This window comes from Corallococcus aberystwythensis, assembly GCF_003612165.1.
In the GTDB taxonomy this organism is placed as follows: domain Bacteria; phylum Myxococcota; class Myxococcia; order Myxococcales; family Myxococcaceae; genus Corallococcus; species Corallococcus aberystwythensis.
Map to the genome: position 1 here is coordinate 12,742 of NZ_RAWK01000126.1, position 15,809 is coordinate 28,550.

Annotated in this window: 9 protein-coding genes; all 9 read right to left on the reverse strand. The window is 71.0% G+C overall.

Annotated elements, in window-relative coordinates; translation table 11 throughout:
• Nucleotides 1–11: 11 nt before the first annotated feature.
• Entirely contained in the window at nt 12–1,262 is a 1,251-nt protein-coding gene (locus D7W81_RS21340; protein ID WP_120557242.1) for a DUF4374 domain-containing protein, read from the reverse strand.
• A gap of 53 nt (nt 1,263–1,315) precedes the next feature.
• Complete coding sequence (gene mxcH / locus D7W81_RS21345) at nt 1,316–3,919, reverse strand: TonB-dependent siderophore myxochelin receptor MxcH (RefSeq protein WP_120557234.1); 2,604 nt, start codon at nt 3,917–3,919, stop codon at nt 1,316–1,318.
• A gap of 57 nt (nt 3,920–3,976) precedes the next feature.
• Nucleotides 3,977–5,257: a 3-deoxy-7-phosphoheptulonate synthase class II gene (locus D7W81_RS21350; RefSeq protein ID WP_120557235.1), complete on the reverse strand. Its 1,281-nt coding sequence runs from the start codon at nt 5,255–5,257 to the stop codon at nt 3,977–3,979.
• Entirely contained in the window at nt 5,254–9,648 is a 4,395-nt protein-coding gene (mxcG, locus tag D7W81_RS21355) for a myxochelin non-ribosomal peptide synthetase MxcG (RefSeq protein ID WP_120557236.1), read from the reverse strand. Before mxcG ends, D7W81_RS21350 begins: the two co-directional genes overlap by 4 nt.
• Nucleotides 9,649–9,694: 46 nt before the next feature.
• Nucleotides 9,695–10,600 (reverse strand): isochorismatase family protein, encoded by a 906-nt coding sequence (locus D7W81_RS21360; protein ID WP_120557237.1) that lies wholly within the window; start codon nt 10,598–10,600, stop codon nt 9,695–9,697.
• Between the two features lie 14 nt (nt 10,601–10,614).
• Nucleotides 10,615–12,249 carry a (2,3-dihydroxybenzoyl)adenylate synthase gene (locus D7W81_RS21365; RefSeq protein ID WP_120557238.1) on the reverse strand — a complete coding sequence of 545 codons (1,635 nt, stop codon included), beginning with the start codon at nt 12,247–12,249 and terminating at the stop codon, nt 10,615–10,617.
• Entirely contained in the window at nt 12,246–13,535 is a 1,290-nt protein-coding gene (gene dhbC, locus D7W81_RS21370; RefSeq protein ID WP_120557239.1) for an isochorismate synthase DhbC, read from the reverse strand. Before dhbC ends, D7W81_RS21365 begins: the two co-directional genes overlap by 4 nt.
• A gap of 87 nt (nt 13,536–13,622) precedes the next feature.
• Complete coding sequence (locus D7W81_RS21375; protein WP_120557240.1) at nt 13,623–14,396, reverse strand: 2,3-dihydro-2,3-dihydroxybenzoate dehydrogenase; 774 nt, start codon at nt 14,394–14,396, stop codon at nt 13,623–13,625.
• 156 nt (nt 14,397–14,552) lie between these two features.
• Nucleotides 14,553–15,809, reverse strand: a 1,257-nt coding sequence (locus tag D7W81_RS21380; RefSeq protein WP_208721395.1) for an aminotransferase class III-fold pyridoxal phosphate-dependent enzyme, incomplete at its 5' end; no start/stop codon positions are given.

Genomic DNA, 15,809 nt, shown 5'->3' on the forward strand with positions numbered 1-15,809 from the left:
TGCTTCAGGGACTAGCGCAGCTGCAGGAACGAGAACGACAGGCCCTGGTGCGTCGCCACCAGGTTGCCGGTCAGGTCCGTCAGCTCGCGGTAGTTCGTGGTGCCGCTGTTGTTGGTGAACTCGCTGAACACCGTGCGGCCGTTCATCTCGTACAGGAAGGAGCTGCCCGTGCTGGCCGGCAGCGTGTCCACCAGCGTCGCGTTGGTGCCCGCGGCCGGGTCGATCTTCCACCACTTCCAGGCCACGGCGCTTGCCAGGGTGCGCGCGACCGTGTCCGCCTGGACCGGGTACGCGGTCTCATCCAGCACGCGCAGGTAGCCCGTGCCGTTGGGGGCCGCGAGCAGCGAGCCCGTGGCGCCGCCGTTCGTCAGCGTGCTCAGCTCCTTGAAGAAGTCCTTGTCGTAGGTGTTCGTCGCCGGGTCGAACTTCAGCAGGCAGGGGGTGGGCACGGAGGGGTTGGAGCCGGACACGCGCTTCTCCGCGGCGCCGTACGCCTCCGTCGCCAGGTACACCTTGCCGTCCGTGCCCACGATGCCGTCACGCACGTAGCCGCAGCGGTCATCCTTCACCACCACCGCGCTGTCGTTCGTGGTGTCCACCACGATGATGCCCGCCTGCCTGGTGACGGCGGCGCCCGCGCGCCAGCCCAGCGGCATCAGCACCTTGGTGCCCACGCGCAGCGGGTTGGAGGCGAAGGTCAGCGTGCTCCCGGCGATGGTCATCTCCGGCAGCGAGATGCTGTTCGTCAGCGTCATGTCCTTCGGGTTCCAGATGATGATCTGCGAGTTGCGGCCATCGAAGTAGTAGGCCTTCGTCTCGGAGACGAACTGGAACTGGTTCTGGTACTCGCCGATGGTGGTGACGGCCTTGCTCGCGAAGCTGACCTCACCGGCCTTCTCCAGCGTGTTGCTGGCCGTCAGGTTGTAGCGGGTGACGGTGGCGCCGGCGCTGCTGGAGACGAAGATGGAGCCCGTCTTGGAGATACCGGAGCCCAGCGCGCGGCCGTTGATCTGCGTGGCGTTCGTCAGGGACAGCGGCGTGGCCGGATCCAGCGTCTCCGTCAGGACGACGTAGCTCGTGGAGGCGTTGTCCACGTTCACCTGCGCGACGAACGCGTACATGGGCGTCGTCGTGCCGGCGTCGGGGTTGGTGCCCGCGTCCGGCTTGTTGTCATCACCGTCGTCGCTGCAGGCGGCGGTGAAGGCCAGGGCGAGCGCCGTCAGCAGGCGGGCGGAGGTGCGGAGGAAGGGTGAGGGCTTCAAGGACATCCCTTTCAGTGGGGGTGGGCGTGCTGCGAAAGGCCAGGAGGCGGTGTTCAGCGCTCCAGCGTGAACTTGGCGGCGACAATCCGCCCGGGGCGCTGGACCCCGTAGAAGTCGAAGGTCTGGGCGTTGGTGAGGTTCTGGATGTCCAGCGTCCAGCTCAGCCGCGTCGCCGCGTCGCGGATCACATAGGTGAACGCCAGCGAGTGCGTGAGCTGGGAGTCGACGCGCAGCTTCGACTCCTCGCTGCCCAGCTCCTCCCAGGAGAGGAGGAAGTCATCCACGAAGCGCGTGCGCCAGGTGACGAGCAGCTCGTCCTGGAACCGGAGCAGGTCCGTCACCCGGGCCTGCGCGCTGCCGTTGGCCGTCAGGTAGGGACGGTTGGGGATGCGCTGTCCGTCGAAGGAGGCGTAGTTGCCTTCGGAGGAGGTGTTGCGCAGGTCCTGATACGTGGCGTTGCCGTCCAGGCTCAGGTAGCGGCCCGGCGACGTCCACCCCACGCCGCCCAGCCCGCCCAGGGAGCGGGACCCGTAGACGTTCTGGTAGGTGAAGAAGCTCCCCTGGCCAATCAGGACGATGAGCTGATCCGTCAGCCGGGCGAAGCCGGCCACGTTGGCGCGGAAGCTCCCGGCGCGGCCGGGCTCGGACGCGTAGCCCAGGCCCAGGTTGAAGTTGTGGCTGACCTCCGGCCGCAGCTCCATGTTGTCGCCGATGAGCAGGCCGTCACCGAAGAGCTCGTCCGGGCGCGGCAGCCGCGTGGCCCACTCGTAGGAGGCCTTGGCGCTGAGCTCGGAGGTGAGGCGGAAGCGCAGGCTGTCGCCCACGCCCAGCTCGTGCGCGGTGCGGCCCACGTCCATGAACTCGGAGCTGGGCAGCAGCTTCTGCGCCCGCACGTCCTGGAGGTAGTCCTTCACGAAGGCGATGTTCTGCAGCCGCCCGTCGAAGGCATCCAGCTGGTACTCCACGCCCGTCACCAGCGACGTCACGCCGCGGTCCACGGAGAGCGGATCCGGCTGGTTGTTCGCCTGGAGCCGGCGGTCCTCGCCCGAGCGCTCCACGAAGGTGGGCGCGAGCGCGAGCCGCAGCGTGTGCGCCCCGTTGGGCACGGGCGACCAGGCGGCCTGGAGGCGCGCGAAGGCGGTGTGCTGGTTGACGTAGCGCTCCACCCCGCCTTCGGTGATCTCCCCAGGTTGGGGCAGGGTGGTGAAGCAGCGGCCGTACCAGTCGTAGGCGCACGTGCCGATGTCCAGGAACCGGTTGCGGCGGAAGGTGTACCCGCCCACCGCGTCCACGGTGACGCCCGGCTCGTAGCTCTGGGCGAAGCGCAGCGTGGCGCCCGCGGAGCCCTCGGCGGTGGTCACCTCGCCGTAGGGGGACTCCATGTTGACGTCGTTCTGGATGTCCCGGCCGGCCGCGTTGATGAAGCCGCGCACCAGCAGGCGCCGGGCCCAGGGCTGATCCACGAAGCCCGCTTCGACGCTGGCGCCACCCGCGCGGTAGCCGTCGTGGAAGCGCCGCACCTCCACGGGCGCGAGCTTGCCCAGGTCGTTGGGCACCTCCACGTTGATGGGGTAGTTGTTGCGCGCGTCGTCGTAGAAGCCGTGGGCCCGCACCAGCAGGCCGGTGGACTCCTGGAGGTGGCGCGCGCTCGCCGTGAAGCGGTGCGTGTCGAAGGAGGCCAGCTCGTAGGAGCCCGACACGCTGGAGCCGCGCACGTCCTGGTCGGTGACGAGCTCCACCGCGCCGCCCAGCACGTCCGCGCCGAAGCGGATGGGCACCACGCCCTGGTAGACCTCCATCTGCTGCACCAGGTTCACCGGCACGTTCGCCAGGCCCGGGCCGTAGCCCGCGAGCTCCAGCGGCACGCCGTCGACGAAGAAGCGCACCTGATCATCCGACAGGCCCGCGATGGAGATGCGCGCGGTGCTGCCCAGGCCGCCCGTGCGGCGCACGTCCACGCCCTCCGTGCGCGACAGCGCGGTGCCCAGGTCGGCGGACTCCATGCTGGCCTGCTCCAGCTCGATGACCTGCACCGCCTCCGCGGACTTGCGGCGGCGCTCGGCGCGCGTCTCGCCCACGGCGGTGACCTCGACGTCCTCCTGGTACTCCGTCGGAGCCTCGTCCTGGGACGCGGTGGCCTTCGGGGCGCTCGACAGCGCGGGAGGCGGCGTGGCGGCCACGGCCTTGGAGCGGCCGGGGAGCTGGAAGACGTAGGTGTACGTGACGCGCGCGGGTGCCGGGACGCCGTTGCGCTTCGCGGGGGTGAAGCGGAACTGGAGCGCGGCGGTGCGCGCGGCCTCGTCGAAGCCGTGGCCCACGGGCTCCATTACCTCCGCCTGCGTCACCTGTCCCTGCGTGTCCACGCGCAGGCGCAGGCGGACGTTCGCCTCCAGCTGCGCGCGCTCCGCCTCCTCCGGGTAGGCCGCTTCCACGGTGTGGATCAGCTTCGGCAGCTCGATGACCGGTTCCGCTGGCGCGGTGGCAGGGAGCGGCTGCGCTGGGGCCTCCGTCACCGGAGACGTCGCTCCCGGGACCTCTGCCTGCGCCGTGCCCGCGTGCGCGAGGCTGCTGAAGCAGACAGCCGACAGCAGCGCCACGCCCACCTGGGACCGCCACCTGCGCTTCGCCTTGATCGCGATTATGAAAATGGTTCTCATTTTCAACGGCGCGACGTTTAGCCGCTCGATATCCGGACTGTCAAGGCTGCATGGCAATCAGGCAGCGCGGTCCTGGGGCGTGAGCACGGTGGTGTGCAGGCCGTCCGCGACGCGAAACGCGAGCTGGAGCGCCTGATCCGCGTTGAGGCGCGGATCGCAGTGCGTGTGGTAGCGGTCGGAGAGGTCGTCCTCGGACACATCCAGCGGGCCGCCCAGGCACTCGGTGACGTCCTGGCCGGTCATCTCCAGGTGGAGGCCCCCGGGGTGGACGCCTTCGGCGGCGGCGACCTGGAGGAAGCCCATCACCTCCGCGAGGATCCGCTCCAGCGAGCGCGTCTTGTAGCCATTGCTGGCCTTGTGCGTGTTGCCGTGCATCGGGTCGATGGACCACACCACGGGGCTGCCGTGACGCCGGGTGGCGGCCATCAGCCGGGGCAGGCGCGCGGCGACCTGATCCGAGCCGAAGCGCCCGATGAGCGTGAGCTTGCCCGGGATGCCCTGTGGATTGAGCGTGTCGATGAGGCGCACCAGGTCGTCCGGCTCCATCGTGGGACCGCACTTGAGCCCGATGGGGTTCTGGATGCCGCGCATGAACTCGACGTGGCCGCCGTCCAGCTGGCGCGTGCGCTCGCCAATCCAGAGCATGTGCGCGGACGTGTCGTACCAGCCGCCCGTCGCCTCATCGGCGCGCGTCATCGCCTGTTCGACGTTGAGGAGCAGGGCCTCGTGGCTGGTGAAGAAGTCCACGGGGCGCACGGCGCCTTCGGACTCGGGGCGGTGACCCAGCAGGCGGGTCAGGTCCGTGTAGCCCTCGCGCGCGAAGGCCCGCACCAGCTGCATCGTCTCCGCGGACTGGTGGTACGCGCGCAGCAGGCGCTTGGGATCCGGCGTGCGCTCGCGGGCGTTGAAGTCCATGCCGTTGATGATGTCGCCGCGGTAGCTGGGCAGGGTGACGCCGTTGATGGTCTCCGTGGCGCTGGAGCGCGGCTTGGCGAACTGGCCCGCGATGCGGCCCACCTTCACCACCGGGCATCCGCCCGCGAACGTGAGCACGCCCGCCATCTGGAGCAGCAGCTGGAAGGTGCTGCGCACGTTCTGCGCGGAGAACTCCTTGAAGCTCTCCGCGCAGTCGCCGCCCTGGAGCAGGAAGGCCTTGCCCTCGGCGACCTGGCCCAGGGCCTCCCGCAGGCGGCGGATCTCCTCGGCGTGCACCAGCGGCGGCAGCTGCGCGAGCTCCGCCTCCACTCGCCCGAGTGCAGGGAGGTCGGGGTAGTCATCAGGGATGTAACGGACCGGCTTCGCGCGCCAGGAGGAGGGAGACCAGGAGTTATTCGTCACGGGAGCGCCGTCACTTTCGGGGGCAGGATTCCCTGCGCGACGCAGGAGTCGAGATAGCGGTGGAGGAGCTTGCGGTCCGTGGGAGGGCAGCGGACGCCGGTGCCCTCCAGCGCGGCCAGCAGCCGTTCACAGCGGATGGGGCCCAGGCCGAACGCAGGCGTGGAGTCCCCGCTGCGCAAATCGAAGAACGCGAGCGTGGCGTCGTGGCCGCCAGCACCCTTCGCGACGCGGTCGCGCCATTCCGGCACGTGACACAGGTCCAGCGGGTAGCCGTAGTCGCGCACCCAGCCGAACAGCTCCGACAGGCGCACTTCGGCCGCCGGCGTCACATTGAACACCGCGCCGGGATGCGACGCGCGGGCGAGCTGGACGATGGCGCTGGCCACGAAGTCCACCGGCGTCCAGACCTCGCCCACGTCCAGCAGCGGCAGGGCGCGGACCGGCAGGCCCGCGAGCACGATGCGCCACACCAGGTCCTGCGTGTTGACGAGCGCGGTGTCCGGCGCGCCCACCACGCGGCCCAGGCGGTACACCGTCGCGGGCAGGCCGCGCTCGGACGCCTGTTGCACCAGCCGCTCCGCGATCCACTTGCTCTGCTGGTAGCCGTCGCGCAGGCCGGGGTGGGCGGGGACGAAGGCCTCCGGCACGTCCGGGGACAGGTTCGCCTGGGGCGCCACCGCGATGGTGGACACGTAGTGGAAGGGCTTGGGGCGGACGGCAGCGGCCAGCTTGAGCAGCTCGCGCGTGCCGCGCACGTTGACGCCCTGGAGGCTGCCGTACTCGCGCACCACGCTGACCACTGCGGCGTTGTGGATGACGGCGTCGCACTCGGCGGCGAGGTTGCAAAAGCGCGTCGCGTCCAGGCCCAGCAGGGGCTGGGAGAGGTCCGCCGGCAGCGCGAGCACCCGCGCCTCCAGCCCCGTCACGGGCAGCTGCTGGCCAGCCAGCGCCGCGCGCAGCCGCTCCATCGCCTGCGCCTCGTCCTTCGCGCGCACGGGGCAGATGATGCGTGCGTCCGTCCGGCTCAGGAGCTGGTGGAGCAGGTGCGCGCCGACGAAGCCGGTGGCACCCGTGAGGAGGACCTGGCGGAAGCCCTGGCTCCGGTGCGGCAGCTCGCGCGCCCAGGCCTCGCCCGTCGTGGAGGGGACGATGTCCTCGCCCAGCTCCGCGTCCGCGAGCATCGCGGGCGTGAGGCCGCCTGCATCCGCGCTCCCGGTGCCGCCGCCCTGGAGCGCCTGCGCGAGGCCGGAGACGGTGGGGTGTTTGAAGACGGTGGCCACGGGGACATCGCGGCCCACGGCGATGCCCAGCCGGTTCGCGACCTGGATGCTCTGGAGGGACTGGCCGCCCAGCTCGAAGAAGTCGTCCTGGAGCGACGTGGCGGCGCGGCCCAGCACCTGCTCCCAGACCTCCAGCACCGTGCGCTCCAGGGGCGTCGCGGAGGCGAGCAGCGCGGCGCTCTCGTCCGGAGGCATCGCGTTCTGGAGGGCCTTGCGGTCGATCTTCCCGGTGCTGGTGCGAGGCAGCCGCTCCGCGAAGGCGAAGGCGCCGGGCACCATGGGGGCGGGGAGCGCCGCGAGCAGGTGCTTGCGCAGCTCCGCGGGCGTGGGCTCGGGCGAGGCCACCAGGTGCGCGCACAGCCGGCGCGACCCGCCCGGCAGCACCTGGCCGACGACGGCGGCCTCACGGACACCGGGGTACTTCAGCAACACGGTTTCAACTTCGCCCGGGTCGATGCGGTGGCCGCTGATCTTGAACTCGTCATCCACGCGGCCCACGAACACGAGCTGGCCGTCGTCGCGAACGCGGACCTTGTCGCCGGTGCGGTAGGCGCGGGGCGTTCCCTCCACCGAGTCCAGACGCGTGAAGCGGGAGGCGTCCAGCTCCGGGCGGCCCAGGTAGCCCCGCGCGAGCGCGCCACCCATCAGGCACAGCTCGCCCTCCTTGCCAGGGGCGGCCAGCCGTCCCTGCGGCGTGATGACCGCGGCGACGACCCCCGGAAGCGGGCGGCCGATGGGAACCTCGTCACCGGACGGCAGGGCGTCAGGCCCCGCGAGCGCGGCGACGGTGGCGACGACGGTGGCCTCGGTGGGGCCGTAGGTGTTGAGCAGGTGCACGCGGTCGCCCGCGACGTCCCTCCAGCGCGCGATGCGCTCCGGCAGCGCCGCCTCGCCACCGATGATGACGGTGCGGAGGGCGTCCGGCAGCCGGGCGGCGCCGGTGGACAGGCTGTAGGCCAGCTCGTGCCAGAACGCAGTAGGCAGGTCGAGCAGGGTGATGCCGGCTTCGGCGCACGCCTCCATCAGGCGCGGTACGGACTGGAGCATCTCGTCCGTGCGCAGCACCAGCCGTCCGCCCGCGCACAGCGTGACGAAGATCTCCTCCACGCTGGCATCGAAGTGGAGCGGCGCGAACTGGAGGACCCGGTCCTCGGGGCCGACGCTGTAGCGCTGCGTCGCGCCCGCGACGAATTGGGCCAGGGCTCCGTGCGTGATCTGCACGCCGTTGGGCTGCCCCGTGGATCCGGACGTATAGATGACGTAGGCGAGCCGGGCCTCGGCGCTCGACGTGGACTCCTCCGCGGTGGAAGGCGCCTTCCCAAGGGACGCGCTGTTTTCAGCAGGCGTCGCCCGCTGGCCTGTAGCGCCTGGTGCTGAAGCGTCGTCCTGCGTCAGCCGCTGCACGACGAGGACTCCCGGCGCGGTCGGATCCGTGTCGGGCGTAGGGCGCTCGGACACCAGCATCACGGCCGGCCGCGCGTCCTGGAGGATGGCCGCGTTGCGCGTGGCGGGGCCCGCCGGGTCGATGGGCAGGTAGCCCGCGCCCGCGAAGAGGATCCCCAGGCTGGACACGATGGCGTCGATGCCGCGAGGGACCTTCACCGCCACCGCCGTGTCGGGCCGCACGCCCGCTTCGGTCAGGCGCGACGACAGGGCCTGCGACGCCGCCACCAGCTCGCGGTAGGTCATCCGCCAGCGGCCGTGCTCCAGCGCGACCGCGTCCGGCCGGACCTCGGCCTGCGCCTTCAGCAGCTCCAGCACGGGGCGCACCGGAGGCACCGGCCCGCCATCCAGCACGGAGCCCATCGTACCCGGCGCGGAGCGCCGCACCGGCTGCTCGGGCTGCGCGAGCAACGACTCCAGCAGTTGGAGGAACCCGCGCTGGTGCTCCTCGAGCGCGGCCTCCGTGTAGCAGGCCGGGTTCGCGTCCAGGTCCACGCGCAGGCTCGCTCCACCCGAGCGCGCGTGGAAGCCGAACGACAGGTCCTCCACCGGACCCGCGGAGATGTTGTGCGCCGTGCCCGGCACGCCCGCGAAGTCCAGGGCGTAGTCGAAGGGCATGATGTTGACGACGGGGCCGAACAGCTTGCGCTGCCCACCCACGAGGCACAGGTCGCGCCGCAGCTGCTCGTAGCGGTAGCGCAGGTGGGGCCGCGAGGCCTTCATCTCCGCCGCCACGTCGCGGGCCAGCGCGTACAGCCCCGCGTCCGGCCGCACCGCGATGCGCAGCGGGACGATGTTCATCGCCATGCAGGGCACGCGCAGCGAAGCGGAGCCCAGGCGGCCCATCACCGGCAGGCCCAGCACGGCCTCCGGTGCACCCGTGCGCTGGTGCAGGTAGATGGCCGTCACGGCCAGCACCAGGTCGGACCAGCTCACGCCCGCCTGCTTCGCGCCCGCCTGCAGCGCCGCCATCAACTCCGGCCGCAGGTGCTCCGAGCGGCGCACGAAGCGCGACGACATGGGCGCGGCCTCCGCGAGCAGCGGGGGCACGGGCGCGTCCTCGAAGCGGCCCGTCCAGAAGTCGCGGTCCTTCTGGAGCTGGGGACCATTCCGGTACGCGACGTCCTCATCCAGCACAGGGCCCAGCCGGTTGAACCCCGCCGGAGCAGCCTTGCCCGTCACTTCCGCCGTGTAGAGCTCCGCCACCCGCCGGGCGAGCAGCGAGAAGCCATAGCCATCCATGGCGATGTGGTGGATGCGCTGGAACCAGAAGGACCGCTCCGGCCCCATGGTGAGCAGCGCCTGCGCGAACAGCGGCCCCGTGGCCAGGTCCACCGTGCGGCCCAGGTCCTTCCACATCCACTCCTGCGCGGCGGCCCAGGGGTCGGACGCACCGCTCAGGTCCACATGCTGGAGCGTCCAGTCCGTGCCCGCGTCGATGCGCTGGGCCGGACCCTCCTCCCCCGCGACGAAGCGCGAGTGCAGCGCGTCCGCGTCCGCCACGGCCTTGCGCAGGGCGGACTCGAAGCGCACCGGATCCACGGCGCCCCGGAACTCGATGCACTCCCCGGCGTTGTAGACGGGGCTTCGCAGGTCGAGCTGTTGCCCCACCCAGATGCCGTGCTGGGCCGCGGTCAGCGGGCGGTTGTCCTGGGATGGGGGGAGCATGACGGGGGAACTCCGAAGGGGAAGGGGCCGCCCCGAGGGCGGCGGATTATGAGACGCGGGCGCCAGGGGCCATCGCGACAGGCTGCTTCGCGGCGAGCAGCGCGTACCAGTCGGTGAGCGTGGGCTTCTCCGCGAGCTCCACGAAGGACACCTCCGTGCCGCCCTGCCGCCAGCGCTCCACCAGGCTCATCAGGCGGATGGAGTCCATGCCGCGCTCCAGCAGGTTCTCGTCCTCGCCAATGGCCGACGCGGACTCCATCAGGAGCTCCGCCACGGCCGCGCGAAGCTGCTCGCGGTCCACCGCCGGGGTGGCGCCCTGCACAGGCATCGCGTCCATGAGCTGCTCCGTGGTGGTGACGAACGCGACGAGCTGCGAGGCGTAGTCCAACGCCATCCGGTGCTTCTCCAGCGAGAAGTCCGCCACCGCGTCCGCGACGAGGAAGGGGCGGATCTCACTCATGGAGCCGTCGCTGGCCGTCTGGAGGCAGCCGATGTGCGCGTAGATGCCGCAGATGATGAGCTGGTCGCGCCCCTGCTCGCGCATCAGGTCCATCAGGCGCGTGTTGCGGAACGCGCTGTAGCGCCACTTGGTGAGGACGGTGTCGCCCTCCGCCGGGGTGAGCGCTTCGATGATCTGCTGCTTCGGACCGGCGCGGACGCCCGGGCCCCAGAACTCCAGCTGGAGGCCGCGCTGCTCCGGCGTCTGGTCTCCAGGCTGGGCCGAGTAGACGACGGGGATGCCCAGCTTCACCGCGTGCTCACGCAGGCGCTGGATGTTGGCCACCAGGTCCGTGACCGGGGACTGCCCTTGGGTGAAGGCGTCCACGAAGTAGCGCTGCATGTCGTGGATGAGCAGGACGCAGCGCTGGGGCTCCGGCGTCCAGGCCAGCTTGTTCCGGGGCAGGTCCGCCGCGGCGGGCATGGAATAGGGGGCAATGGCAGGCAGTGCCATGAAGGGCTCCGGGTTCAGGGAGAAGGGGTGGAGAGGGACTGGCGCAGGCTGTCGCGCAGCGCCTTCTTGCTGACCTTGCCGACGCCCGTCTGCGGGAAGGCCGCGACGAACTCGATGCGGTCGGGAATCTTGAACGACGCCAGGCCACGCTGGCGCAGGAAGGCGTTGAGCGCGGAGGGCGCGGGGGCTTCGCCGCGAGGGATGACGACGGCGCAGGTGCGCTCGCCCAGGAACTTGTCCGGGATGGCCACCACCGCCGCGTCGCTGACGGAAGGGTGCGCGAGCAGGTGGTTCTCCACCTCCTCCGCCGCGACCTTGTCGCCGCCCCGGTTGATCTGATCCTTCGCGCGGCCCTCCACCACGAGGTAGCCCTCGGGCGTCAGGCGCACCAGGTCGCCCGTGCGGTAGAAGCCGTCCGTCGTGAAGGCCTTGGCGTTGTGCGCCTCCGCCTTGTAGTAGCCGCGGATGGTGTACGGCCCGCGCGTGAGCAGGTGCCCCGTCTCGCCGGGCGCCACCGGCACGTCGTCGTCGTCCACCACGCGCAGCTCGTCCGCGTCCGACATGGGGCGGCCCTGCGTGGTGACGATGAGCGTCTCCGGGTCGTCCAGCCGCGTGTAGTTCACCAGGCCTTCCGCCATGCCGAAGACCTGCTGGAGTCCGCAGCCCAGCGTGGGGCGCACGCGCGCGGCGGCCTCGTCGCTCAGCCGTGCGCCGCCCACCTGGAGGACCTTCAGGCTGGACAGGTCGTGCTTCTTCGCCAGCGAGGAGTCGAGCCACACCATGGTCAGCGGCGGCACCAGCGCGGTGACGGTGACGCGCTCGCGCTCGATGAGCGGGAAGGCCACGTCCGGGCTGGGGTTCAGCGCCATCACCGCCGTGCCACCGGCTTGGAAGGCGCCCAGCACGCCGGGCGAGGACATGGGGAAGTTGTGCGCCGCGGGCAGCGCGCACAGGTACACCGTCTCCGGAGTGAACCGGCACACGTCCACGCTGGCGCGCAGGCTGTAGATGTAGTCGTCGTGCGTGCGGGGAATCAGCTTGGGCACGCCGGTGCTGCCACCGGACAGCTGGAAGAAGGCCACGTCCGACGGTGACGGACCCTCCAGCGCCACGGGCTCCGTGGGCACGGAGGCCAGCGCGGTGTGGCTCCCCGCATCGCCCAGCACCAGCACGTGCTGGAGCGTGGGCGTGGCGGCCTTCACCTGATCCGCGAGCCCCCGGTAGTCGAAGCCGCCGAAGCGGTCCGGGATGACGTAGGCCACGGCCTCCGTGAAGGCGCAGAAGTAGCCAATCTCCGACGCGCGGTGCGCCGGCAGCGCGAACACCGGCAGCGCGCCCATGCGGAAGAGCGCGAAGATGACCTCGTAGAACTCCGGCACGTTGGGCAGCTGCACCACCACGCGGTCGCGCGGACGGATGCCCAGCGCATGGAAGCCCGCGGCCATGCGGTCCACGCGCGCGTCCAGCTCCGCGTACGTCCAGCGGTGCGCGCCGCCCACCAGCGCCACGCGCGTCCCGAAGTCCCGGGCGCGGTCGCGCAGCAGCTGGCCGAACGTCTCCCCGCGCCAGTAGCCCGCCTCGCGGTAGCGCCGGGCGAAGTCCTCCGGCCAGGTGGGGCAGCCGGGCAGGTGCTCACGCGCCGTGCTCACGGCTGCACCTCGAGGCCCAGGCCCATGGCCTGGAGCATGGTGCGGAACTTGGCCTCGGTCTCCGCGAGCTCCGCCTCCGGCGTGGAGCCCACGACGATGCCCGCGCCCGCGAACAGCCGCAGGGTGCGCTCGTCGGCCTCCGCGCAGCGGATGGTGACGGCCCACTGACCGTCGCCGTTCGCGTCGCACCAGCCCACGGTGCCCGTGTAGTAGCCGCGGTGGAACGGCTCGATGTTCCCGATGGCCTCATGCGCCAGCGCCGTCGGGTGGCCGCCCACCGCCGGGGTGGGGTGCATGGCCAGCGCCAGCGTCAGCGACGTGATGGACGGGTCCTTCAGCTCACCGGTGATGCGGCTGGACAGGTGCCACATCGTCTGGGTGCTCACGAGCGACGGGCCCCTGGGCACGTCCAGCGTCTTGCAGAAGGGCCGCAGCGCCTCCGCCACGGCGTCGATGACGACCGCGTGCTCGTGCAGGTCCTTGGGCGAGGCCATCAGCCGCGTGGCCCGCGTCTGGTCCTCCACCGGATCCAGACTGCGCGCGGCGGAGCCCGCCAGCGGATTGGCCAGGACCTGGAGGCCCGAGCGCGCCACCAGCAGCTCCGGGCTCGCGCCGATGAGCGTGCGCCGCCCCGCGCCGGGGGCCACGTCCGCGTGCTGCGGCAGGTCCACCGCGAAGGTGTAGCCATGCGGGTTGCGCCGGGCCAGGTTGTGCAGCAGCTGCCGCAGGTCCACGGGCGACGCCGTGTCCACGTGCAGCGACCGCGACAGCACCACCTTGCGCAGCGGCCCTTCCTGCATGAGCTTCAGCGCCGCCGCCACGCCGTCCTTGTAGACGGAGGGCTCCGGCACGGGCCGCAGCGTGTACTGCCCGGCCAGGGGCGACCGTGCGGTGGAGGCCCCGTCGAACACCATGGGCCCCGCGCGCTGGATGGTCATGGGCACCACCAGCTGCGCGGCCACCTTGCCGTCGAAGGGCACCGCGCCCACCGCCACCGGGATGTCATGCGCCGCGTCGCGCGAGGCGCTGAGCACCGCAGCCACGCGCTCCGGCAGGCCGTCCAGCGAGTTGGCCCCGCCCGCGTCCGGCACCGTGGCGAACACGCCGCGCGCCAGCATCGTGCGCTTGGGGGACGCGAAGAAGAAGGAGCCCGCGTCGTAGTCGCGCAGGAGCCGCGACGACAGCGCCTCCTGCTCCGGCTCCCGCGCCACGACCGGCGCGCCCACCACGCCGTCCACCGTCCGCGCGTCCTGCTGCCGATTTACGATTTTGGTATCAGGAATCATTCTCAACTCGGGGCGATGGGAGGAGGGACAGGCGTCCATCCCGGAAGGGGAAAATCAGGGTGGGGAAGGCGGGCGGTCGCGGGCGCGCTAGACGCCCAGCGTGGCGCCGCCGTCGATACACAGGTCGTGCATCGTGATGTGCCGGGCCTGGTCGGACGCGAGGAACACCACGGCGTCCGCGACGTCCTCCGGCGTGGCGATGCGGCGCAGCGGGATGCCCGTGCGGTAGGTGTCCAGCGAGCCCTGGATGACCCGCTCGGGGCCGGACTCATCCGTCCACATGCCCCGCTGCATGGCGGTGTCGGTGGAGCCGGGGGAGACGACGTTGCAACGGATGCCGTGCTGGGCCAGCTCCAATCCCAGACACTTGGTGAACATGGTGGAAGCGGCCTTGGAGGCCGCGTAGGCCGCCATCTGCATGCGCGGCACGCTGGACGCATTGGAGCCCACCGTCACGATGACGCCAGCGCGGCGGGGCACCATGTGCCGGGCCACCGCGCGAGACACATGGAACACGCCGTGGGTGTTGACCGCGAACGTGGACATCCAGTCCGCGTCGCTCTGCGTGAGCACCGAGCCCATGCGCAGGATGCCCGCCACGTTGGCCAGCACCTGGATGGGACCCAGCTTGGACTCGATGGAGGCGATGGCGTCCTCGACGCCGTCCTTGTCACGCACGTCCACCGGGAACGCGGTGGCCTTCAGGCCCTGCTGGCGCAGCTCCGCCACCAGCAGCTCCAGCCCGGCGGCGTTCTGGTCGAACACCGCGACGGGCATCGTGCGCGCCAGCTTGCGCGCGACCGCCGCGCCAATGCCCTGCGCCGCGCCCGTCACCACCGCGTGTCCCGTCGTCGGAGCCATCAGCCGCTCGCCCTGATTGTTTGAATGAAAATGAGAACCATTCTCATTTTCGAGGCCTGGAAGTGCCATGGCCATGAATTCCTGTCAAGAAGGCTCAAACACGGAACCGGCGGTGTCTGGCTTCACGGGGGGTGGTGGGCGGCGGATGTTTCAGGCTCAGGCGGCGGTGGCCTTGGCGCGCGCGGCCGTCTCGCGGAGCACCTCGCCCGCGGCGGCGATGGTGTGGTCGATCTGCTCCACGGTGTGCACGGCGCTGATGAAGTTGAGGTCGCGGCGGAGGATGACACCCCGGCGGGCCATGCCGGCCTGGAAGGGGATCATCTTCTCGATGTGCTCGGGGATGACCTTGCTGAAGCGGAAGAAGGGCACGGCGTCGTAGCCGATGACCTCCAGGCTGGAGCCCGTCTCGCGCGCGTGGGCGTTGACGCCGTCACGCAGGCGGCGGCCCATGCTGGCGATGTGCTCGATGTAGTTCGTGTTGCGGTACTCCTTGATGACCGCCTCGCACACGGCCAGCGACAGCATCTCGCCGCCGAAGGTGGTGGAGACCTGGAGCTCGCTCAGGCGGGAGAGGTACTTCTCCGGGCCCGCGATGGCGGACAGGGGCATGCCCGCGGCGATGCCCTTGGACAGGGTGACGAAGTCCGCCTGGATGTTGAAGTACTGCTGCGCGCCGCCCAACGCCAGGCGGAAGCCGGTGACGACCTCGTCCAGGACGAACAGCACGCCGTGCTTCGCGCAGGTCTCCTTCACCTGGAGGAGGAACTCGCGGGTGACGGTGCGGTTGTACGGGATGGCCAGCAGCACGCAGGCCAGCTGGGCGCCGTGCTTCTCGATGTGCTCGATGAGCGCGGGCTCGTCCGGGGGCGTGAAGAGGGGCAGGCGGGTGGTGAGCTTCGCCACCGTCGCGGGCACGCCCGGCGTGTCATACATGAAGTGGTCGTGCCAGCCGTTGTAGCCCACGGTGACGATGTGCTCGCGGCCAGTGAGGTGGCGCGCCAGACGCACGGCGGCGGAGGTGGCGTCCGCGCCCGTCTTGAAGAAGCGGGCCATCTCCGCGCCCGGAATCACCTCCACCAGCGCCTTCACGGACGACACTTCCACCGGCGTGGGCAGCGAGTGGATGATGCCTTCCGCCAGGTGCTTGCGGATGGTCTCCGCGACGGCCGGGTGGTTGTGGCCCAGCATGTTGGCGCCCAGCGCCTGGATGAAGTCGATGTACTCCTGGCCGTCCGCGTCCTCCACCAGCGCGCCCTGGCCCCTGGCGAGGAACACGGGGAAGGCGCCGGGGGCGAAGTGGTCCGGCTTCTTCATCATCGTCTGGGTGACGCCGGGGACCCACTTGCGGGCCTCGGCGAGCAGCTGGTTGGAGCGCTCCAGCTTGATGTCACCCACGATGGGGCGGGGCAGGGA